This is a genomic window from Lysinibacillus sp. GW823-FHT02G10 (assembly GCF_058797135.1).
The window spans coordinates 254,130-276,520 of record NZ_JBXAJI010000005.1; the positions used below are offsets into that span (position 1 = coordinate 254,130).

The window sequence follows — 22,391 nt, forward strand, 5'->3', positions numbered from 1 at the left end:
AAGCCTTGAAGAAACAGACTATCTGTCCTTCAAGGCTTTTAAGATAAGACTATTGTTTCGTAAAAGCAGGGTCCTTCATCGTACCGTTTTTCGCATAGTTAACGTGCCATGATAGTGCTTTTTCTAGGTCATGTGGTGTGTGATGTCCACCCGTTGCCTCATTGGCATCATTAAAGTACTGCCACAGCTGCTCCCTATAATCAGGATGTGCACAATTATCAATGATAAGTCCCACTCGTTCTTTTGGAGCAAGTCCTCGTAAATCTGCTACGCCCTGTTCAGTTACAATGACATCAACATCATGCTCCGTATGATCCACATGTGAGACCATTGGGACAATACTCGAAATATCTCCACCCTTAGCATAAGACTTTGTTACAAAAATTCCTAAACGTGCATTACGAGCAAAGTCACCAGACCCTCCGATACCATTCATCATCTTTGTACCAGAAACATGTGTGGAATTCACATTGCCGTAAATATCTAATTCCAATGCCGTATTCACTGAAATTAATCCGAGTCGACGAATAATTTCAGGCTGATTTGAAATTTCTTGAGGGCGCAACACTAATTTATCAGCATATTTTTCAAAATTCCCATAAACACGGTTTCCTACTTGCTCAGAAAGGGTAATAGAAGTAGCAGATGCAAAATTCACTTTCCCTGCATCCATTAATTCAAATACTGCATCTTGGAGAACTTCTGAATAAACTTCTAAGTTCTCAAACTCAGAGTCTTTAAAGCCTAGCAATACAGCATTTGCTACTGAACCTACCCCAGATTGAATCGGACGCAAACTTGTTGTTAAGCGACCTACTTTAATCTCTTCACGTAGGAAATTTAATAAGTGATTAGCCATAACATCTGTCTCTTCATCTGCAGGGACAATCGTTGATGGCGCATCTAATATATCCGAAATGACGATGCCTTTTACTTTATCTAAATCTAGTGGAATTCCAATTATACCAAGACGATCAGAGACATTCTGTAAAGGAATTGGATCACGTTTTCCTTGTTGTGCAGGTACATAAATATCATGTATACCTTCTAATGCATCAAGCTGTGCTACGTTTAATTCAATGATGACTTGGTCTGCTTCTTGCACAAAAATGGGAGAGTTACCAACTGAAGTTGTAGGAATTAATAAGCCTTCTTCTGTAATAGCAGCCGCTTCAATGATCGCAAAATCAATTGGTCCAATAATGCCTTGACGAACAAGCTCAGCATTATGGGAAAGATGGGCATCGACAAATGTGATATCACCGCTATTGATTTTATTACGAATGCCAGCATCTGCTTGGAAAGGACCGCGCTTACGTATGACCCCTGCTTCTGCTAAATATTGGTCTACCTCAGGTCCAAGTGATGCACCCGTAAAGACATCTACTTGAAAATCCTCTTTTTTTGCTTTCTCTACAAGTGCAAGAGGTACAACCTTTACATCACCAGCACGTGTGAATCCACTCATCCCTAATACCATGCCATCCTTAATCCAAGAAGCTGCTTCTTCTGCTGTTACAACCTTGCTTCGTAATTGTTCATGACGAAGCTTTTTCGCTAACTTTTCTTCCATTCCCTATTCCTCCATTCCACTTTATTTTTGTTCAACTTGCATATTTGGTTCCAGTAAATCTGTGACATCCGTCAGAGAATGTATCTTTATTCCAGGAGGATTTCATTACCTAATAGCTAATGCTGTCTAAACATTTGTGAATAAAGATCATGTAATTTTTTGGTAGCACAACCAAATAAACAGTCGCTTCTATAATTTTATACTATTTAGAATATTTAATCTATATCAAATGAAATATTTTACTTTACGAGATAATTTCGTCATTTATAAATTATTTATAAATAACTTTTTGTTCCTCATTATTCGATTTTGCTAGAAAAGCGTGCTATGCTCAAGGTATAGAACAGACACAAAGGAGAGAGTTTTTAATGGTTAAAGAACTATTACGTAGCCATTCCTCGGTACGCATCTATGATGGAGAACCGATTTCAAAAGAAATCATTGAAGATTTAATTGGAACAGCACAAATGGCTGCAACATCACATTTTGTGCAAGCCTATAGTGTAATATGGGTAACAGATGCAGATAAAAAGGAAAAATTAGGCTTACTCTCTGGTAATCCACGTCAATATGAAACTTCAGGTGGGGCATTTGTTTTTTGCGTAGATTTCAAGCGACTTCAAATGGCTGGGAAACTAGAAGGAGTGGATATTGTAGCTGATTCAGCTGAAAATGTCCTTGTCGGGGTAGCAGATGTATCATTGTTTGCACAGAATTTTGTTATTGCCGCAGAGTCAATGGGTTATGGCATTTGCTATATTGGAGGTGTACGCAATAAACCTTCTGAAATCAGTGAATTATTTAATCTGCCTGACCATGTTTTCCCATTATTCGGGCTAACAATCGGCGTTCCTGCACGTCGCAATGAGGTAAAACCTCGTTTACCTGTATCTGCTGTATTACATGAAAATGAATACAATGTTGAAAAATATGAAGAACTTTTACCAGCCTACAACGAGGAAATGGAAATATATTATAACAGCCGTTCGTCTAACAGAAAAATTGATAACTGGACAAAACAGATGGCTGATTTTTTAATTGAACAACGACGTCCGCATATCAAAGAGTTTTTAGCAACTAAAGGGTTTAATTGGAAATAAATTAATGAAAATGGAGTTACTATCGCATGATAATAATTCCATTTTTTATATAAAAATATTACCTATATATATTCAATCTAGGGATATTGCCACAATTACTTCTATAAATCTAACCTTAAATTAAACGAAAAGACTCTTTCCTTTTCCAGCTATTCCATTCATATTAATAAATGATACCTATTAAAGAAAGGAGTTATAGAATCAATGTCCAATATCAATAAACATCTTGCTCGCACCTTAGAACAACAGCATAAGAGAAGTGTAAGAGGTTTATTCTTAAAAATTGAAGACTTAAATAATGAATGCACCCAATTAAGAAAAAGACTCGAGCCACATATTGATTTGAATGTATATAAAAAACCCATTGATTATGTCAATCAGTTCGTTTCTCACACTACTATACTCAATTTAAAATTCGTTACGAATACACAGAATTTAGAAGTAGTTGTCTTGCATGCTCTTTTATTATCCTATATTTTAGAAAACACTCAAAGCCATGCTTTTGAATATGAAGATAAATTGTTACAGGGGTATATACAAGAAATCTTTACACTAAATGATCATGCAAAAAGACTATTTATGAACCATAGAGAAAAGATGCTTACCTATGTTCAAGGGCAAGCTACATAAAAAAGACGATCTTCGTAATAACAAGATCGTCTTTTGTTCTTTTATTGTAGTCCTCTAATTATAAGAGAGCGAACTGGTAGGAACTGCTCTCCTGTATCTCCATAAGTGAGTATTACCTCATCACCCTCCTGTAAATAAATTGCTAAAGGTTCTGTTTCGGCACTCACTAAATAATTTTCACCATTGTTTAATAAGAAAGATATAGTTGTAAAATCGCCTAGACGTTCTTTATAAACACGTAATACCTTACCACTTATTTGTTTTTCCTCAGCACTTGAGCTACCATCTACAGTATTTCCTCCTCGACTTAAGGCTGTTTTATATAATTTCAACGCCTCCTTAGGAGTAGTAGCGTAAACGGAAATTTCAGGATTGGCTGCAGAAACAATAAAATAGTTTTGTAAGAAACCATTGGAATCTAGCACCGCTGTCAGCCAGCTCGCTTCTCCATAAAAGTTATACAACACTGGCATTTCGCCATTCCACTTTTTCTCAATAAATTTCTTCTCTATTATTTGTAAATTACCTTGTGAATCCATATAACTTGAGTCTTGATTCCCTGTATAATATGTTGCATCCCCTGTTCGTGCGTTTGTTAGTGAATAGCCTAACATTGAATCTACACCTTCTTTAGGACTTGTAAAATCTGTAAAGTAATACATATCACCCTTCTCATCGAAAATCGGGCTAACATTCGATTCTGTTCCTTCATCAGAAGGAATCTTTACATCCTTTTTACCAAACATACTATTCCAAAAACCATGTACATAATTACCGAAATAACTGTTTTGTAAACTTACTGTCTCTGGTGATACAGCACCATCAATAAATTCAGGTATTTGATCGAGTTTAATGACCTCTGATTTCCCCGTCAGCGCATCAACCAAGACAATTCCTTTTACATCAAAGCCATTACGCGCAGAAATAAATTCCCCATATGAGCGAATATAGTATGGCTTTCCTTCATCATCTACTTCCAGCTGTACGTCACCATAAAAAATAAGGAATGGGTGTTGTAAACGAATATGACGTTCTAAATTAGCATTTAAATATGCGGAAGGTACATATTTCATTTCCTCTTTTATAAATTTAGGATTATCCGCAGAATCTGTAGCACTCATTATGAAGTAACCAGGTGTTGTACCACCGTTCATCCATTTAAAGAATCCAGAAAATTCAACTGGTGCGATATAAACATATTCGCCCTTCACTTTTTGAATTTGTAAGCGTCCTAATTCATAGTAGCTCGTATTTGGCACTTGACCGAAAGCCTTTTTCATTTTATTGCGAGCAAATTTCGGTGGTACACTTGCAGGTGTTTGTGTCTCATCGAATGGTTTTATTTCAACTTCTTCCTTCATTTCGGATGACTTAAATTTTTCATTAGCATTCCATAAAGGTGCTGATAAAACATACACAGCTACACCTAGACTTGCTAAAAATAAAACACCTTTTATTTTCCTTTCGATACCACTTGCTAGCAGAGCACCCACTAACGTTAATAAAATAATAGCAGGCCAAAAAACAAGCCAATTTACATCAATTTTTGTTACATATAACGTAATCCCTGTGGCTAAAAACCCTAGTACAAAGACTCCAATAAAAAAGTATCCTATTACCTTTTTCGATTGTCCATCTTCTCGCTTCTTCGTAATAAGCGGTGTCACTAGCACACTTGCGATCAATGCAATGACTGCTGAAGCTATCAGTAGCTTAGTCATTTGGTTCATCCTCTCTTCTTCTTTCTCACTACTTACTTTACGGTTACATACTAAAAAAGTTTCATACATACGTTGTACAGAAAGGAATTCTACCATAAATATTGAATTTCAAAAGGAAAGGAGCTGAAAAATTTGTTAAAAAAATTATTAATCAGTGTCATTATTTTATTGGGTCTTTATTATATTTTTCTCTTTTCCCATATTGCTGAAAGTTTAAAACTCATCTTTAAAGTGATTCCTATGTTGCTCATCATTATTTTAGCTGCGATTCAGAAGCCATTACATATTAAAAAATACCAACTTTTGATTATTGCTGGGCTTGTATTCTGCATGATTGGAGACTATACATTGCAGTGGTTTTTAATCGGTCTAACTAGCTTTCTTATCGGGCATATCTTTTATATTTTTGCTTTCACTACTGCAAATGAGCGGCATGTACCAACTTGGGCTAAAATACTATTATTACTCTATGGAGCAAGTATGGCTATATGGATTGCGGGATCTGTCTTTAAAACAGGTGAAACCATACTTGGTATTGCAGTAATCGCCTACATTTCTGTGATACTCACAATGGGATGGACAGCTATTAAAACTGGATCTACTCTGGCAACAAGTGGTGCAATATTATTTATTGCATCTGATTCTTATTTAGCTATTAACAAATTTGTCATGCCACTAGCATTTTCTCATGAAATTATCATGCTGACTTATTATAGCGCCCAATTACTTATTGCTTTAAGTATCCTTCAATATTCCGAAATCCGAAGTAAAGTGTTACAATAATATCGATTATGCCAAGACATAATTGCGCCTGGAATCGGCTTTGTAAAAGCACAAAGAATTTTAACATATATACATTAGGAGGCCATACTTATGAAAGAACAAGTAATTGAGCGATTAATACGCTATGCAAAAATTGATACACAATCAGACTTCACAAGCGAAACAACTCCTTCTACACAAAAGCAATTTGACTTATTACATGTTTTAAAAGACGAACTTGCCGAAATTGGTTTAACAGACATTACATTAGATGAAAATGGCTATTTATTTGCCTCATTAGAAGCTAATACAGAAAAAGAAGTACCAACTATCGGCTTTTTAGCCCATGTTGATACAGCTACTGACTATACAGGCACAAATGTGAAGCCACAGCGTGTAGATAATTATGATGGTGGAGATATTCAGTTAAACGAAAACTTAGTTATGTCTCCGACTGACTTCCCAGAGCTTAAAAACTATGTAGGCCAAACACTTATTACAACAGATGGTACTACTTTATTAGGCGCTGATGATAAGGCAGGGATTGCTGAAATTATGACGGCAATGGAGTACCTCATTAAAAATCCTACTATTAAGCATGGTAAAATCCGTGTAGCCTTCACGCCAGATGAAGAAATCGGTCGTGGACCACATAAATTTGATGTCGCCGCTTTCGGTGCAGACTATGCCTATACTATGGATGGTGGACCACTTGGCGAACTACAATTCGAGAGCTTCAATGCCGCTGGCGTAAAAGTAATTACAAAAGGCACTAGCGTCCATCCTGGTTCAGCAAAAAATAAAATGGTGAATGCTATTACAATGGCTATTGCCTTCCAAAATGAAATGCCTGCTGACGCAGTTCCTGAAAAGACAGAAGGTTATGAAGGTTTCATTCATTTAATGAGCTTTAAAGGGGCTCTTGAGCATTCTGAGCTATCTTATATCGTGCGTGACCATGATCGCCAAAAGTTTGAAGAGAAAAAACAATTAATGCGTGATGCTGCAGCTAAAATTCAAGCACAATTTGGTGAGCATGCACTGAGTATTACCATTGAAGATCAATACTACAATATGGGTGAAAAAATTGAGCCTGTAAAAGAAATTGTTGACATTGCACGTACTGCAATGGAAAAATTAGATATTACACCGAATACCCTGCCAATTCGTGGCGGTACAGATGGCTCACAATTATCTTATATGGGCCTACCGACACCAAATATTTTCGCTGGTGGCGAAAACATGCATGGCAAATTCGAATATGTATCCGCTGAAACAATGGAAAAAGCAACTCAAGTTATCATAGAAATCGTTCAGCTTTTTGAACAGCAAGCAAAATAATAGTTTTAATTTTGAGTGAGCTTATTTCTATACGCATTTACCTAAGGAATCATGAAAAATTTTCATAGCTACGAAGAGGGGTTTTTCCTCTCTTCGTAATTTTTTCAGCCATAATTACTGAATTTTCAAATTACATAAAGGGTTTGAGGTTATAAACTCAAATTGAGGTGATGTTTATGAAAGAAATTGCATTAGGTATTTTAGCTTCCCTTTTCTTTGCCGTGACATTTATTTTAAATCACGCAATGGAAATGCAAGGTGGTAGTTGGCTATGGAGTGCATCATTACGCTATTTTTTTATGCTCCCTTTCTTGCTTATCATTGTCTTTTATCGTAAGGGCTTTTCACAGCTTTCTGGTGAAATAAAAGCACAGCCTATAGCATGGCTACTTTGGAGCTTTGTTGGATTTGTTTTATTTTACGCGCCATTAACATTTGCTGCTGCTTTTGGTCCAGGTTGGTTGGTTTCAGGTACATGGCAGTTTACAATCGTTGCTGGTGTATTATTAGCTCCTCTTTTTGTATCGATCATTGCTGGTAAAACAGTGCGACAAAAAATACCTTTCATATCCTTGCTTATTTCATGCGTCATTTTAGTAGGTATTTTGCTTATACAAATACCTCATGCACAATCAGTATCGTTTAGAAGTTTAATGCTTGGTATTTTACCTGTCATCGTTGCAGCTTTTGCTTATCCTCTCGGCAATCGTAAAATGATGGAAGTTTGTGGGGGCCGAATCGATACTTTTCAGCGGGTGTTAGGAATGACCATTGCTTCAATGCCAGCATGGATCATCATAGCTATTTATGCCGTTCTTACAGTAGGACTTCCCTCAGCAAGTCAAATGTTTCAATCATTGCTTGTTGGAATTAGCTCAGGCGTTATAGCAACAGTTTTATTTTTCATAGCAACAGATCGCGTAAGAGACCATCAAGGCAAGCTAGCTGCTGTGGAAGCAACTCAATCAACAGAAATTCTTTTCGTTATTATAGGTGAGGTATTACTATTAGGAATTGCCTTCCCTAGCCCTATTGCACTTGCAGGTCTCGGAGTTATCATTGTTGGTATGCTATTACATAGTTACTATACAATGATTATCGGGAAAAAGAATGCTGTGCAACAAAACCCAACTTCTTAACAGTCCATTTTATGGGCTGTTTTTTTACAAAAAAAAGACGACTCTATTCTAAATTTAGAATAAGTCGTCTGAGATTTTCACGTTCCCAAAAAATGAGGGGGGTTTTAGGAGCGTAATCATGAACTAGCAAACTTCTGGAGAAAAGTAGCTAAAGTTCATCCTCTCTACACTGTATTGTAGACGAGGAATAATCTTTATACGATAATGATAATCATTATCAATTAAAATGTCAATCATAATCTTATAATTTTTTTACTTTTTCAAAAAGATTTTTTTAATGAGCGTCGGTACTGCCATTGCTTCAACTGAAAATGTAAAAAACAGCCTATACAAAAGCCTGCTATTGCGATGGCCGATGCAATTGCAACCAGGCCAGTAAAGATATGACCAACAACCTGCCAATGTAACAGATAACCTAATAAACCAGCTGCTAAACAAAGGCTAGCAATACTTGAATTAAATTTTTGCTGCTGAGCATCCTCTGGTATATATGTAGATGGAGCCTTTGTTAAAAAGAGCTTCCCTACACGAAGTATCGGGTTAAAGTTGCATAAAATACCTAGTAAATTTGCAGCTAGTGGAATTACTAATATCCAGGTAATTCCTGTTAACCATGATAAAATGACACTCAGAAGAATAGTCCACTGGTTCAGTCTAACAAGTGGTCTTGGAATTGTAAGAAGTTGCGACACCCTAAAACCCACCTTTCTGATATGTTTAATGTATTTTACTACATGATATTCCATTTGTGAAGCAAAAATGATTACTTTATAATGAAGTTAACAGATGTTCAAAGGAAAAGAGGATAACTATGCCAGCTTTAACAATGGATCAAGTTCAACAATTAAACTCTTACAGTATTTATACAACTGAACCTAAGCGGACTTTATTTACTTTAGCTGATATACATAAAGACTTTTACCATCCTGATTTTTTAAACCTTATGATGGGTATAACAGATGCAGCAACAGAAACAGCTGCTATTTCTCACTTTGCACGCCGCTATGGAATGTTTTTTGCTATGCAATTTTATATGCTTGCCGCTTATGACGAAGTATGGGATGGTAAGCCACTTGAATTGCGTTTTGATGCTGCAAAGGAATTTAATAGCTTTACTGTTGCCATGTTTGCCAATCCAAATGATTGGCGCTACGTTGAGGAAGATGAACGCCAATCTGTGATTGAGAAAATTCTTTACGATGGCCATGTCATTGTCCAACAGCTTCGTAAAGTGACCTCCATCTCCCCCCTTACCATTTGGGAAAACTTCTTCGGCTATTTGCTATGGCATTATCATATATTATTATCTAATCCTGGCTTAGCCGATCAAGCCATGGAGGATATTGAGGCTTTAGAGGACCCAAAAACATGGGTATGCTTCTCCAATAAATCTTGGTGGGCACAATATACAGGTGGCCTTAGCCCGACTAATTTAGTCAACGTTCCTGTAAGAAAATCATGCTGTTTTTCTAAAGATATCCCAGGTTTAATGGCTTGTGGTTTTTGCCCAATGAAAAAATAATAGAGCCTTTTTAAAAAAAGCCTTACCCTCCACAAATTCATGTGAAAGGTAAGGCTTTGTGCTTTATTTTTCGTATACTACAAACCAATCGTTGTTTTCTTCAAACATAGACGTGCCAAGGAAACCTTGTTTTAAAAGTTGCTGTTGCGCAGTTGTGTCTCCCATCGATATCACTTGTTTTTCAGTAAAGTTCGGGGACATCTCTTGTCGTAAGTCTTTATAAAAAATATAACGAAGCTTATCTACATATTTAATTTTTAATCCTTTAATAACGAGGTCTTGCGAGAATTTATCCTTTAAGCTCGGAATATTATATGGCTTTACAGTGGAGCAAACATAATCGTATTTTTCTAAATCGATATTTTCCATCACTACTGTAGCTAATGTCTTCTGTAATCCGTAACCTCGATATTTTGGTGAAACATTCGATATTTCCTGATATAAAACACGTTGAAATTCGTTTTCTGCAATCCCACAATCATAGCCAAGGTGTTCTTCATCAATTGGCGGGTTTAACAGTGCACGAAAGGCGATTAATTCTTCCCCTACATAAGCACCTATCATCATTCCATGACCATTTAAAATATACTCAAATTCCTCTGTGCTTAAGGGTTGTAGGATACTTTGGTCTGCTAAAGCTTCATAAACCTCAACTTGTAGCTCTTCAATTTGTTGTAAATGTTGGAGTGTTAATTTTATAACAAAAAACGGTGTCTCACCAAGCATACCATCATAGATAATTTCCATATTACGCCTCCTTAGGCTGTGACAACAGTTGAAAACTTACATAATTCCTGGATGACAGCTTCATCTACATCTACCCCTAATCCGGGTTTTTCATTTAAGCAAATAAATGGTACATCATAATGTAAGTTCCCAACATCCTTTGAGAATTTTAATGGACCCGTTAGTTCTACACTCGTCATAATCTTCTTAGAAAATGCTACATGGAAGCCTGCAGCAGAACCAACTGACGACTCTACCATGGAACCAACTTGACATTCAATTCCTGCCATTTCCGCCATAACAGCAAGCTTCATAGCAGGATAGATGCCACCACACTTCATTAATTTAATATTTACTTTATCTGCTGCACGCTTGGCAATAATTTCACGCATTTCACGGACGCCTCGTAGTCCTTCATCAATCATTAATGTCACATCAGACTTTGATTTAATTTCTACCATTCCATCAATGTCTTCGCTATCGACAGGTTGCTCTAGCCAATCGATATTTAAATCTTTCATAGCACGTAAACCTTGTAAAGTAGTGGCTGCATTACCCCAACCTTGATTTACATCCACTCGAATAGCAATGTCTTCGCCTACTCGCTCACGTACCGCTTTTATACGGGCTACATCACGAAGTACCTCTGTACCTACCTTCATTTTAAAAGAGCGATAGCCCATTTCTACTCGATTAGCTGCCTCTTCTGCCATTGCTTCAGGTGTTCCAATGCTTAGTACATGTGTGATTGGGAATTTTTCATGATAACGTCCACCTAAAAGTTGGTATACAGGCACCCCTAAGGCTTTTCCAGCAATATCGAAACAAGCAATATCGATCGCTGCTTTTGCTGCTGGTACATCTTTCACAACTTTATTCATTTTATCGTGTAGTTTTTCAAAGGCCATTGGACTTTCCCCAATAATAGCTGGGACAAGCTGATGTTTTAGTACAGCATATGTACTTTCCCATGATTCACCTGTTACATGTTCATCAGGAACAGCTTCACCATACCCTACCACACCTGTATCGGTAGTTACTTTTAAAATAATGGAAGGCATTGTATCATATGTAGCATAACTAATGATGAATGGATCAATTAGCGGTAAATGTATAGCAAAAATTTCTACTTGTTTAATTTTCATCGTAATCAGTCTCCTCTGTCGTTAAAGTTGTCGCTAATACGTCGCTAAATGTTTAAAAAAATAGAAAAGGAGTGATGTCCATGTCTACCAAAATAGCGATTATATGTTCAAAAGCATTTATGAAACGTATTATTAGTATCGCACAAAACATAACCGATATTCAATTAGAATTTTATCTTTACAGCCACCCCTCTGAAGCGCCTACTTTAATGAAGCAAATAAAACCGTGTGATGCAATATTATTCGGAGGAACGTTACCTTATCTACACACTCAATCATTACTTTCAGAAGTTCCAATACCTTGGAATTATATTAAGCAAGATGAAACAACCATTTCTACAACATTATTATCATTAGTAGCCAAACATGCTGTAGCTATCGACAGGATATCCATTGATGTAATGAATCCTGCATTCGTTGATAATGTTTTAGCAGAAATAGAATTTCATGGTCAAAAGCCACATGTTCAGCATATTTCGATTACTGAACCAACTGAGAATATTTTAAAACGCCATATCGCCCTGTGGAATTCAAAAAGTATTGATTTTGTCATTACCAGTATTCATAGTGTATTTGATGAATTACAAGCACTTCAAATACCGTCAATGCGTATGTTAGATGCTACCAAATCTATTATTCAATGCCTTGAAGAAACAAAATCAAAATCACTATTAACCAAGTCAGAAGCTTTCAAGGCTGTAGTGGGTCTCTTAGAAATCCCTAAAAATACTTCCATTGAATCAGCTGTTTTAAGTCAAATTGCGAAAGCTACCTTTTCAACTTTTAAGCAAATTTCAACGCATTCCTTTGAGCTATACACAACTGCTGGACATCTTCAAAATGCTCTCGAAAAGGAAAACTTAGAGCAGCTCATACAGCAAGTTGAACAACCTTTTAAGCTAGCATTTGGCTATGGCTATTCCATTTTGGAGGCCACACAAAATGCTCAGCATGCTTTAACGTTTACTAAACCTTTTGAGATTTATATTCTTGATGAACATAAAAACTTATTAGGGCCTTTCCCTAATACAGAAGGTAAAATTTCTTTAAAAACCGATGATCCTTATGTTTTACAAATGGCTAAGCTTACAAGTTTAAGTCCATTAAATATTTCTAAAATAATCAATTTCAGTAACGAACGACAGTCAACTCAATTTACATCTCAAAATCTTTCTGAATACCTCCAAGTAACACGACGTACTACAGAGCGTATTATTAAAAAATTAGTTGATAATGGCTATGTAAATATTGTTGGTGAAGAAATGACCCATCAACAAGGACGTCCTCGTAAAATTTATCAATTGAATTTTGCAACTTACTAAACTGCCTCATAAAAGAATTCTCGTAGATACACATGAATCTACGAGAATTTTTATTTTAGTCAACCATTACCAAATTATCCGTATTTTCAGCTTCTTGCGCCTTTTTACGCTTCTCAGCTTCTGCTATTTCTTCTGGCGTTAATTTAACAATAGCAAATCCAATATATCCATAGATAATAGAAATAATTGGTACAGTAAAGTTAAGAATTGCATATGGTGCATATTCCATTGCACTTACACCTAAAGTAGCTAAAATAAACACACCACAAGTATTCCAAGGGAAGAAAACAGATGTTAATGTTCCCCCATCCTCTAATGCACGAGAGAGGTTTTTAGAATGTAAACCACGTTGTTGATAGACACCCGCGAACATACGTGAAGGAACAACAATTGAGATATATTGCTCAGAACATGTTGCATTGGTTGTTACACAAGCTGCAATCGTTGAAGCAATAAGACTTCCTGTAGATTTAGCAAACTTCACAATTACATTCATCAATGCCTTTAACATTCCTGAATACTCTAAAATACCACCAAATGTCATCGCTACAATCGTCATTGAAACCGTATTCATCATCGAGTCTAGACCACCACGGTTAAATAAATCATCCACCATGTGATTACCTGTTGAGATTTCAAAGCCTGCCTGTAATGCTTGTACAGCACTTGCAGCTGAACCACCTTGTACAAAAATCTGTAGTAAGAAACCTGAAACAATCCCTATAATTAAAGCTGGAATTGCTGGTACTTTCTTAGCTACTAATACAATAACCCCCACAGGAACAAGTAATAGTAAAGGAGAAATAACGAAGCTTTCTTCCATCACTTTTAAAGTTGTTAATATTTCTTCAGATTGCATTGAAACTTCTGCAAATTTTCTACCCATGAATCCAAAAACAACAAGTGAAATAATCAACGCTGGAATCGTTGTATAAAGCATATGCTTAATATGTGCAAACAGATCTGTACCAGTTAATCCTGCTGCTAGATTTGTTGTATCTGATAATGGTGACATCTTATCTCCAAAGTATGAACCCGAAATAACAGCACCAGCAATCATAGCCGCTGGAATACCCATACTTAAACCAATACCCATACCCGCGACACCAATTGTAGCCATTGTAGACCATGAACTACCAATAGCTAATGACACAATTGAACATAACAACATGATTGTCACAAGGAACCACGCTGGAGAAATTAACTTTAGACCGTAGAAAATCATTGTTGCTACGACACCGCCGCCAATCCATGCCCCAATTGTCAAACCTACTAAAATAATAATAACAATGGCAGGTAATGCCAGACGTATCCCTTTATACATCATCTCTTCAATTTCTGCCCATTTATATCCATGCATTTTGGCAACAATTGCTGCTACAGTTGTGCCAACAAGAAGAGGTACGTGAGGACTTTGCTCTAAAACAACTACTGTAATCAACATAGTAATAATCATAATTGCAAAAGTTAGTAGTGCCCAGCCCGCATTAATATCCTTTTTCATTTTTCCATCCCCTTTTTTTGCACCAAATCCCTTTTCGGTTTTTTCAAGACGCAAATAATTTTTTACGTTTTTTAGCTTAATATTCAAAAAATTAAAAGTCAACGCAAAAAATTTATGCTTCCCTAGCAAATCCCTTTATTTTAGCGTAATAAAACGCTTTCAAGTAGCAATAAAAAACAATGCAAACCCTTGAATATCCATGCATCATTAAAAATGTTCATGCAAAAAAGCTATATGAAAAAAAAGTTACATTTTTTCATATAGCTTTTAATATTTTTTTATTCAGGCTTTTTTTCTAATACACATGCAAGTACTTTCGCAGCATCAATTAAGGCACTACGATCAAATGTCATTTTAGGGTGGTGTAATCCTGGTGTTAAATTTGCACCAATTCCAATCATTGCCGCTTTTAATTCCGGCTTTTTAACTGTATAGAAATGGAAATCGTCACTACCTGGTGTAGTTATTTCATCTGCTAAATGCCCTTCTCCCAAAGCCTCAATGATGGCATTCTTTGCCATGTTCGCAGCAGTTGGGGAAACTTCAGCACCTGGTGTGAAATCTATCCACTTCCAACTCATATCAATTTCAAATTGTTGCTGTATTGATTTCAGGCCAGATTCAATTTTACTGCGCAGCAATTCAAGTTGTTGATTATGCTGTGCGCGAACATCCATTGAGAAACTAGCATTACCTGGAATAATATTTGTACTACCACCATCCGCAATGATTTTTGTTAACTTAGCAGAATGTGGTTCAAATGGTGATAAATGAATGCTGTGTAGCATTTGTTGCACGGCCATAATAACATCAATGGCATTTTTACCTTGATGTGGTCTAGCACCATGTGCATCTATTCCTTGAATAGATCCCTCTAAAAAATAAGCAGCGCCATGATGAATCGCAGGCGAAACTTTGCCAAGTGGTAATTCTTCTATTGGTCTTAAATGAACACCAAATAAATGTGATACTCCATCAACCGCGCCTCTATCAAACGTTGCACATGCGCCATTTCCTAGTTCTTCAGCAGGTTGGAAGATGAAACGAATACGATGTTGTAAGGTGCGATCTTTCAGTAGTAATAATGCACCAAGCACCATGGAGATATTCGCATCATGTCCACACGAATGATTTGCTTGCCACTTCCCATCAACTTCCTGCCATAAGGCATCAATATCAGCACGTACTGCAACAATTTCATTACCAGTCCCAATTTCAGCTATTAATCCTGGTATATCACCTAATAAACGATAACTAACATGCAATTCATCTAGTATGGAAGCAATTTTTTTAGTAGTCTCAAACTCTTTCCAACTTACTTCGGGATATTGATGAAAATGATCAAACCATTGATAAATCGTTTCTTCTACTGTTAAAGCTTTAGACATAACTACACCCTCTATACGCATTTTTGTTTCCCATTATACATGAATCTTTTTCAGAAAAGTACATATGTCATTAGACCTAATACACTTATTTTAATAATATATTACATTCATATGCACTGGAAAAGCCATTTATCAATAGAGGTATAATATACAATGGGCTATGCTAAAAGTTAGTATACTTTCAACATAGCCCATCAAATTTTCATTATAAACTTGTAAAAAACCCTTCTGGATACTCTTCATACTGTATATTCACCATTTGCTCCTCATTTTTCTCTTCTTCTTCACGTAAATCGAATTCTTGATCCATTAAATACGTTTCAAACTTTGAATTTAACAACTTCCCCATTGTATCACTCCTTATTAATTGAATTTTCTGATAAAAGGATTATACAATAGATTTTTAGTAAATTGCAATAAATTATATACATTATGCATTATAACTATAAAACCTATCTCAAAATCAGATTAAAAATACCATTGATTCTTATGATTACTAAAAAATTTTACCTTTAAAAAACAAAAAGCTGCTCATTAACATCTGTACTAATATTTAGCCAGTTATTAATTGAGCAGATTTATATGCAAGTCAAGTATTTAAGATACTGAAGCTCCCATTTTGTCCTTCGTATTATCGTGATGATTTCCTTTTTTATGGGACAAAAATTGGATCACAAACATCACAATAAATATTCCTAAACCAGTCCAATCCGAGAATTTTTCAGGATAGATAAGTAATAGCCCCGCAGCAATCATAATAATTCTTTCATACCAGAAAAGTTTACGATACCAGTAGCCGATCACACCAGCACCAATTGCCACCATTCCAGTGATAGCAGTGAATACTACCCAAATAATTTGCGGAATGGTTGTATCAATCATTAATAATGCTGGAGAGAAAACAATCATATACGGTATAATAAATGCCGCAATCGCAAGTTTCGCTGAATTCACACCCGTTTTGATAGGGTCACCACCAGAAATACCTGATGCCGCAAACGCCGCCAGTGCTACAGGTGGTGTAATATCAGCAATAATACCGAAATAGAACACAAAGAAATGAGCAGATAGTAATACAACTACTGGCACTAATTCTTGTGGTGTATTTGGAGATAATAAAGCCACAATTGCTGGTGCAGCAATTGTCGATGTTATCACATAGTTTGCTGTTGTCGGTGCACCCATTCCAAGAATAAGCGAAGCTATCATAACAAAAATAAGTGTCAAAATAATACTACCACCAGCTAAAGCTACTAAGCTATTTGCTAAACTTAAACCTAATCCTGTTTTTACAACGACACCCACAATAATCCCAGCACAAGCAGTAGCTGCAACTACACCTAATGCAGTTCGAGCACCTTCCACCAATGCATCAATCACATCTTTTGGTTTAAGACGCGTTTCTTTATTAAACATAGCCACACCAATTGATATAATAATTCCATATAATGCCGCATGCATAACTGGTGTACCCGTTAGCATTAATATGATAATCGCCACAATCGGTAAGAGAAGGTAAATCTTCTTAAATACCTCTTGACGATTTGGCATTTGATCGTCTCGCAGACCTTTTAGACCAACTCTTTTTGCTTCGAAATGTGTCATAATCCAAATACCTGTAAAATATAAAAGAGCCGGAATAGCTGCCGCTTTTGCTATATCCCAATACGTAATCCCTCGACCAATAAATTCAACCATTAGGAAGGCAGCAGCACCCATAATCGGTGGCATAAGTTGACCACCTGTCGATGCAGCTGCTTCCACTGCACCAGCAAACTCTTTTCGATAGCCTAGTTTTTTCATCATTGGAATTGTATAAGAGCCGGACGTTACTACGTTAGCTACAGAGCTTCCAGAAATTGTACCTTGAAGTGCACTTGAGAATACAGCTACCTTCGCAGGACCGCCAATTAATTTTCCAGCTAGTGCAACTGCTAGATCGTTAAAATACTGGCCAACCCCTGTTTTCACAAGAAATGCCCCGAATAGTAAAAATACAAAAATAAATGTGGCTGATACACTAATTGGCGTGCCGAATATCCCATCAGTTGTAAAGTACATGAGGTTGACGATACTCTCCAAATCCTGTCCTCTATGTGCCATAAATGCCGGGAAATACGGGCCATAGTAAGCGTAAATCAAGAAAGCGATTGCAATAATTGTAATAGGCAACCCTACAGCACGTCGAGCAGCCTCAAGTACTAGTACAATAGCTATTAGCCCAACAATAAAGTCTACCTGCGTAATGGAGCCATTGCGATTCACAAGTTCTGTATAGTTCATAGACCAATATGAACCTACTGCAATAGCGAGTAATGCTAAAATATAATCAAACCAGGCTATTTTATGCTTAGGTGCTTTTTTTCTTGCTGGGAATAATAAGAAAATTAATGTCAAACCAAAGCCTAAGTGGATGGTACGTTGAATTTGAGCAGGAAATTGCCCAAAAATAGCTGTGTAAAGTTGGAATAGCGAAAATGCTAAAAGGCCAAAGAAAATAACATGCTTCATTACACCTGAGATTGTTCTTACATTGGATTCTATATCATATTTTTCAAGTATGGCTTGTTGCTCTTCAGCAGAGATTTGCTCAAATTCTTCTACTTTTTCTTCTTTCCTTGATTTTTCCTGTGTTGTCATTTCATCCTTACTCCTTTCCACTGTTCGTAAAGTGACAATCGCTTAATTTCAAATAAATAGGATTTACCCCTCTGTAAATCTTTTTTTAAATCATATTCTTCATCTGCATAATTGAATACCAGATCTAAATCTAAATCACCTATATAGATCGTAAAATGATCAAGTATGGCACTATTGTTAAATTGGAGAACATATTTACCGTTCCGTTGAATAAGTGTTTGATGTTCCTCTGCATAGCTTGGCATGCCAATAGCTAAGTCTTCATATTCCATTTCAAGCATTTCAATACGATTACCTTTTATATATTGATAGGATTCCAATACATCTGACTTATGTATGGAGTGGGTGTATCTTACTTGAAAGGTTTGCTCAACTGAAATGGGTATGTAGTGCACTTTAGGATTGGCTATACGCGTCTCTGTAAAGGTGAACACCTTTTGAAGAGGAAGAAATATGACAATACATATACAGATACTTAAAAGAACTGTTATGATGAATTTTCTCTGTTGCATTCGACCTATTCCCCCACTTTAAAAGCTATTCGCCTAAACCTATATCCTACAGTAAGAAAGAGACTCGAAGCTTTATGCAACGAGCCCCTTCGTATTTTTTAGAAAGTTTCAAGCACTATTCATACTATTTCTTTTCATTAAAGTATTTTTGTGCACCTGGATGAATGTCAATACTAATACCATCTAAACCTGTTTCTGCCTTAATAAATCTTCCTTTATCGTGAGAAATTTTATTTGTATTATCATAAATAGCTTTTGTCATTGAATAAACAACATCTTCCGGAAGATCCTTTTTCACCGCTAGCATAGCTAGAACTGAAACTGTATCCACATCGTTTGCAATACCATAAGTACCAGCTTTTACTGTGTCTTTTGCATAGTAAGGGTATTTAGCAATTATTTCATCTGCTTTACCCGCATCTAAACCGATAATATTCACTTTCGTTGTAGCATTTAATGCTTCAACAGCACCTGTTGGCGTACCTGCTGTAATAAATGCTGCATCAATTTGACCTGATTGAAGACCATCTGTTGATTCACCAAAATCAAGGTTTTGTGCCTTGATATCATCCATCGTTAAGCCATTTATTTCAAGTAATTGTTCAGCATTTGCGTAAGTACCCGAGCCTGGAGCACCCACTGATACTTTTTTACCTTTTAAATCTGCATACGTTTTAATACCCGAAGCTTCAGTTGTAACGAGTTGAACCGTTTCTGGATAAAGCGCACCTAAAGCTGAAATTGTATCAATTTTATTGCCATCAAACATCAGCTTACCTTCAGTAGCATAATAAGCAATATCTGTTTGAACAAATGCAATTTCACCTTTTCCTTCTTGTAAAGCAGTCATATTGGCAGCAGATGCCTGAGATACTTCAGCAGTTGTTTTAATGCCTGTATCAGTAGTTATTAAATCAGCGAATGTACCTCCAAGAGCATAGTAAGTACCTTGTGTGCCACCTGTTAGTAAACTTAAAAACTTAGGTTTTTCAGTTGATTCGGAGTCATCTCCAGTGTCCTTCGAACCACTTCCACTATCTGATCCACATGCAGCTAAAATCATAAGCGCAAGGATACTTAATAGCATTAATAAATTAAATTGTTTCTTCCTCATAGTAACCTTCCCCCTTTGGTTATTTTTAAGAATCTATTTAAAATTATCAAACTTAGTATAATAATGTCAATTAATTTATAGTAAATTCAGACTTTTATAATTATACAAAACTACTTACCACCCATTAATTTACAGAGCTATAGCTTTATTTAATTACCCCCTTTATATCTATAATAAACTCATATTTTCTTTTTTTAATAAAATAAAATAACTATTCTAACTGTATAAATAATGAATAGAATATAAAAAAACTGCATCTGAAATAAACAGATACAGTCATGCATTTTATTCTATTGAATGGCTCCACAAGCTATTCTAGCTCCTGAATTACCAGCAGGATCTGTTTTATAATCATCCGCTGATTCATGAATGACAATAGCACTTCCATCACTGTCTAATAGCGAATTTGGTTGATCTTTTTGTAAAGTTAACCCCTCAGCTAAAAAGTTAAGATCCACATTGCCATCTTCACCAATTTCCAAATTTGGTAAGTCCCCTAAATGATAGCCATTAGGATTTAATTTACCATGTTCCTTGTTTGTTGGATTAAAGTGGGCACCAGCTGATTCAAATTTAGGTGGTTCACACTTTCCTACTTCATGAATATGGATACCATGTGTGCCTGGTGGTAAGCCTGTTAATGCGAGCGTCATCATAACCCCATTATCTTCCTCTTGAAGATATGCATTGCCATAGCTTTCATTATTTGCACCAATTACTTTTGCAGTAGCTGTTAAAGGGGTAGATGCATTGACAGCTACTTTCTCCTCTTTCTTATCAAAAAAACTGCAACCCGCAACAAAAATTAGTAAAGAAAGACTCATTAAGCTTATTTTTTTCATAAAAATACCTCCTCTCTTTCTGATGATTTCCAATTTCTTCAGTACTTATGCACAATTAATCATTTACGATTCTATAATGGCTCCTATTTCATTTGAGCTTGACTAGGAAACTCAACCAAAATAAAAGGGATTTCTCAAAGTTCGAGAAACCCCTTCAATAATTAATTTAAGATTTTTACCGTTACTGTTTTGACACCCCACTGAAGTGCTTGTCCTTCAGTAGGAATAAATACATCGATTTTATTTCCTTTAATAGCTCCCCCTGTATCAGCAGCAATTGCTTCACCATAACCTTCCACCCAAACCTTCGTACCGAGTGGAATAACCCGTGGATCTACAGCGATTACCTTTAAATTAGGATTCGACCTTATATCTGTTCCATTTGCTGTAATTCCTGAACAGCCTTCACAATAGGCTGTATAGGCAGTAGCACGCATTGTTAATGTTTTACCAGAGACAGTTGCTGGAGCACTTGCTGGTTTTGTTTTGGCTGGTACAGCAGGCTTAGTAGCTGTTGCAATCCCCTCGGAAGTTTTTGGTTTTGGTTTTGCAGCTGAAGCTTTAATAGCTATCGATTCACCAGCTAAAATCAAATCTGACGCAAGGTGATTCCATTTCTTCAAATCATCTACAGTTACATTATTAATACGAGCTATTGAAAATAAAGTATCCCCACCTTTGATGACATATTCATCCCCCGATGGTTCTTCTGCTTTTGACGTGTCTTTCACTAAGTCTTGCTCTGGGTAAAACCATAATGAATCCTTTTCATTTAATTGCTGGAACTCACCTACTGTTAAATTATAAATTTGCGGGAGTGCCCATAGTATATTGCCTGGCGATTTGTCCTTAGCAAAGGAAGGACTAGCATAGAGACTCACACCAAATGTCAATACTACCGCTAAAGCTAATGCTCTTTTCTTCATGTTTAGTAATACCTCCATCATTTTATTATTTGTTGCAAATCTGTTGCTAGCACACTAGAGTTAAAAGCTCTATTATGTAAGCAACCATAAGTTTGCAAATTAATAACTCAGGACTAGCTGCCTGATATTAGGAATTATTACTATAAAAACGGAAAAATATACAATTTCAATTAATTTTTTAGTAATTTAATCAATTTATTGCGTATAAACTATAATTTAGTAGGTCTGTTTAGGACTTTTTTATATTAGATATTTGCTATATTTAGCCGATAAAAAAAGAAAAGGAGGGAATAAAAATGGAAGTTAATTCACTTATGTCATCCCAGCTGATGGAACTCCAACAAACAGTACAGATGAGTGTCATGCAAAATGCTCTTAATTTAAACACAACTACTGCAATTGAATTACTGAAAGAACTACCTCAGCAACAAACAGCTCCTACTCACCCATATAAAGGATCCATAATAGATATCTCAATCTGATC

General features: G+C 36.1%; 21 protein-coding genes. 8 read left to right on the top strand and 13 right to left on the bottom strand.

Translation table 11 applies throughout. The features are described 5' to 3' along the window. Positions 1 to 49: 49 nt before the first annotated feature. Positions 50 to 1,573, bottom strand: a complete 1,524-nt coding sequence (gene scpC / locus AC1RFD_RS16765; protein ID WP_048393275.1) for a succinyl-CoA:acetate CoA-transferase ScpC — start codon at positions 1,571 to 1,573, stop codon at positions 50 to 52. Between the two features lie 368 nt (positions 1,574 to 1,941). Between scpC and chrR the strand changes: the two genes are divergently transcribed. Beyond that, positions 1,942 to 2,673 carry a class II chromate reductase ChrR gene (gene chrR / locus AC1RFD_RS16770; protein WP_048393273.1) on the top strand — a complete coding sequence of 244 codons (732 nt, stop codon included), beginning with the start codon at positions 1,942 to 1,944 and terminating at the stop codon, positions 2,671 to 2,673. 204 nt (positions 2,674 to 2,877) lie between these two features. Further along, positions 2,878 to 3,303 (top strand): hypothetical protein, encoded by a 426-nt coding sequence (locus AC1RFD_RS16775; RefSeq protein ID WP_054549068.1) that lies wholly within the window; start codon positions 2,878 to 2,880, stop codon positions 3,301 to 3,303. Between the two features lie 41 nt (positions 3,304 to 3,344). Here AC1RFD_RS16775 and AC1RFD_RS16780 read toward each other — a convergent pair whose 3' ends face one another. Next, positions 3,345 to 5,024 (bottom strand): hypothetical protein, encoded by a 1,680-nt coding sequence (locus tag AC1RFD_RS16780; protein WP_492475103.1) that lies wholly within the window; start codon positions 5,022 to 5,024, stop codon positions 3,345 to 3,347. A gap of 132 nt (positions 5,025 to 5,156) precedes the next feature. Here AC1RFD_RS16780 and AC1RFD_RS16785 point away from each other — a divergent pair, with 132 nt between their 5' ends. From AC1RFD_RS16785 to AC1RFD_RS16795, 3 genes are all read left to right on the top strand, one after another. Beyond that, positions 5,157 to 5,807, top strand: a complete 651-nt coding sequence (locus AC1RFD_RS16785; RefSeq protein ID WP_103117364.1) for a lysoplasmalogenase — start codon at positions 5,157 to 5,159, stop codon at positions 5,805 to 5,807. Positions 5,808 to 5,897: 90 nt separating this feature from the next. Continuing rightward, the gene (gene pepT, locus AC1RFD_RS16790; RefSeq protein WP_048393267.1) at positions 5,898 to 7,127 is read left to right on the top strand and encodes a peptidase T; all 1,230 of its coding nucleotides are present in this window, start codon (positions 5,898 to 5,900) and stop codon (positions 7,125 to 7,127) included. A 176-nt stretch (positions 7,128 to 7,303) separates the two neighbouring features. Next, the gene (locus tag AC1RFD_RS16795) at positions 7,304 to 8,266 is read left to right on the top strand and encodes a DMT family transporter (RefSeq protein ID WP_103117363.1); all 963 of its coding nucleotides are present in this window, start codon (positions 7,304 to 7,306) and stop codon (positions 8,264 to 8,266) included. 260 nt (positions 8,267 to 8,526) lie between these two features. Here AC1RFD_RS16795 and AC1RFD_RS16800 read toward each other — a convergent pair whose 3' ends face one another. Beyond that, positions 8,527 to 8,958: a DUF4395 domain-containing protein gene (locus AC1RFD_RS16800; RefSeq protein WP_103117362.1), complete on the bottom strand. Its 432-nt coding sequence runs from the start codon at positions 8,956 to 8,958 to the stop codon at positions 8,527 to 8,529. A 119-nt stretch (positions 8,959 to 9,077) separates the two neighbouring features. Here AC1RFD_RS16800 and AC1RFD_RS16805 point away from each other — a divergent pair, with 119 nt between their 5' ends. Beyond that, positions 9,078 to 9,788 carry a Fe-S oxidoreductase gene (locus AC1RFD_RS16805; RefSeq protein ID WP_492475104.1) on the top strand — a complete coding sequence of 237 codons (711 nt, stop codon included), beginning with the start codon at positions 9,078 to 9,080 and terminating at the stop codon, positions 9,786 to 9,788. A 63-nt stretch (positions 9,789 to 9,851) separates the two neighbouring features. Here the strand turns inward: AC1RFD_RS16805 and AC1RFD_RS16810 are convergent, their stop codons facing one another. Both AC1RFD_RS16810 and AC1RFD_RS16815 read right to left on the bottom strand, forming a co-directional pair. Next, positions 9,852 to 10,535, bottom strand: coding sequence for a hypothetical protein (locus AC1RFD_RS16810; protein ID WP_004229769.1), 684 nt, complete (start codon positions 10,533 to 10,535; stop codon positions 9,852 to 9,854). 11 nt (positions 10,536 to 10,546) lie between these two features. After that, positions 10,547 to 11,659 (bottom strand): mandelate racemase/muconate lactonizing enzyme family protein, encoded by a 1,113-nt coding sequence (locus AC1RFD_RS16815; RefSeq protein WP_004229770.1) that lies wholly within the window; start codon positions 11,657 to 11,659, stop codon positions 10,547 to 10,549. Positions 11,660 to 11,739: 80 nt separating this feature from the next. Between AC1RFD_RS16815 and AC1RFD_RS16820 the strand changes: the two genes are divergently transcribed. Then, positions 11,740 to 12,981, top strand: a complete 1,242-nt coding sequence (locus tag AC1RFD_RS16820; RefSeq protein WP_326141409.1) for a hypothetical protein — start codon at positions 11,740 to 11,742, stop codon at positions 12,979 to 12,981. Positions 12,982 to 13,036: 55 nt separating this feature from the next. Here AC1RFD_RS16820 and nhaC read toward each other — a convergent pair whose 3' ends face one another. The 8 genes from nhaC to AC1RFD_RS16860 all read right to left on the bottom strand — a co-directional run bounded on the left by nhaC (position 13,037) and on the right by AC1RFD_RS16860 (position 21,907). Continuing rightward, a complete protein-coding gene (nhaC, locus tag AC1RFD_RS16825; protein ID WP_048393453.1) occupies positions 13,037 to 14,485 on the bottom strand; it encodes a Na+/H+ antiporter NhaC in 1,449 nt (482 codons plus the stop codon). Between the two features lie 278 nt (positions 14,486 to 14,763). After that, on the bottom strand, positions 14,764 to 15,873 hold the full coding sequence (locus AC1RFD_RS16830) for an amidohydrolase (protein WP_054549062.1): 1,110 nt from the start codon (positions 15,871 to 15,873) through the stop codon (positions 14,764 to 14,766). Positions 15,874 to 16,078: 205 nt separating this feature from the next. Next, on the bottom strand, positions 16,079 to 16,222 hold the full coding sequence (locus AC1RFD_RS16835; protein WP_167444843.1) for a hypothetical protein: 144 nt from the start codon (positions 16,220 to 16,222) through the stop codon (positions 16,079 to 16,081). 248 nt (positions 16,223 to 16,470) lie between these two features. Continuing rightward, entirely contained in the window at positions 16,471 to 18,513 is a 2,043-nt protein-coding gene (locus AC1RFD_RS16840; protein WP_281217017.1) for a TRAP transporter permease, read from the bottom strand. Further along, positions 18,510 to 19,025, bottom strand: a complete 516-nt coding sequence (locus tag AC1RFD_RS16845; protein WP_492475105.1) for a DUF1850 domain-containing protein — start codon at positions 19,023 to 19,025, stop codon at positions 18,510 to 18,512. The genes AC1RFD_RS16840 and AC1RFD_RS16845 overlap by 4 nt, the downstream gene beginning before the upstream one ends. A 124-nt stretch (positions 19,026 to 19,149) precedes the next feature. Beyond that, a complete protein-coding gene (locus AC1RFD_RS16850) occupies positions 19,150 to 20,139 on the bottom strand; it encodes a TAXI family TRAP transporter solute-binding subunit (RefSeq protein WP_492475106.1) in 990 nt (329 codons plus the stop codon). Between the two features lie 290 nt (positions 20,140 to 20,429). Beyond that, the gene (locus AC1RFD_RS16855) at positions 20,430 to 20,981 is read right to left on the bottom strand and encodes a superoxide dismutase family protein (protein ID WP_054549059.1); all 552 of its coding nucleotides are present in this window, start codon (positions 20,979 to 20,981) and stop codon (positions 20,430 to 20,432) included. A 161-nt stretch (positions 20,982 to 21,142) separates the two neighbouring features. Then, a complete protein-coding gene (locus tag AC1RFD_RS16860; RefSeq protein ID WP_066038421.1) occupies positions 21,143 to 21,907 on the bottom strand; it encodes a 3D domain-containing protein in 765 nt (254 codons plus the stop codon). A 296-nt stretch (positions 21,908 to 22,203) separates the two neighbouring features. On the opposite strand from AC1RFD_RS16860, the gene AC1RFD_RS16865 reads away from it, so the two are divergent. Continuing rightward, positions 22,204 to 22,389: a putative motility protein gene (locus AC1RFD_RS16865; protein WP_004229797.1), complete on the top strand. Its 186-nt coding sequence runs from the start codon at positions 22,204 to 22,206 to the stop codon at positions 22,387 to 22,389. Positions 22,390 to 22,391: the final 2 nt, after the last annotated feature.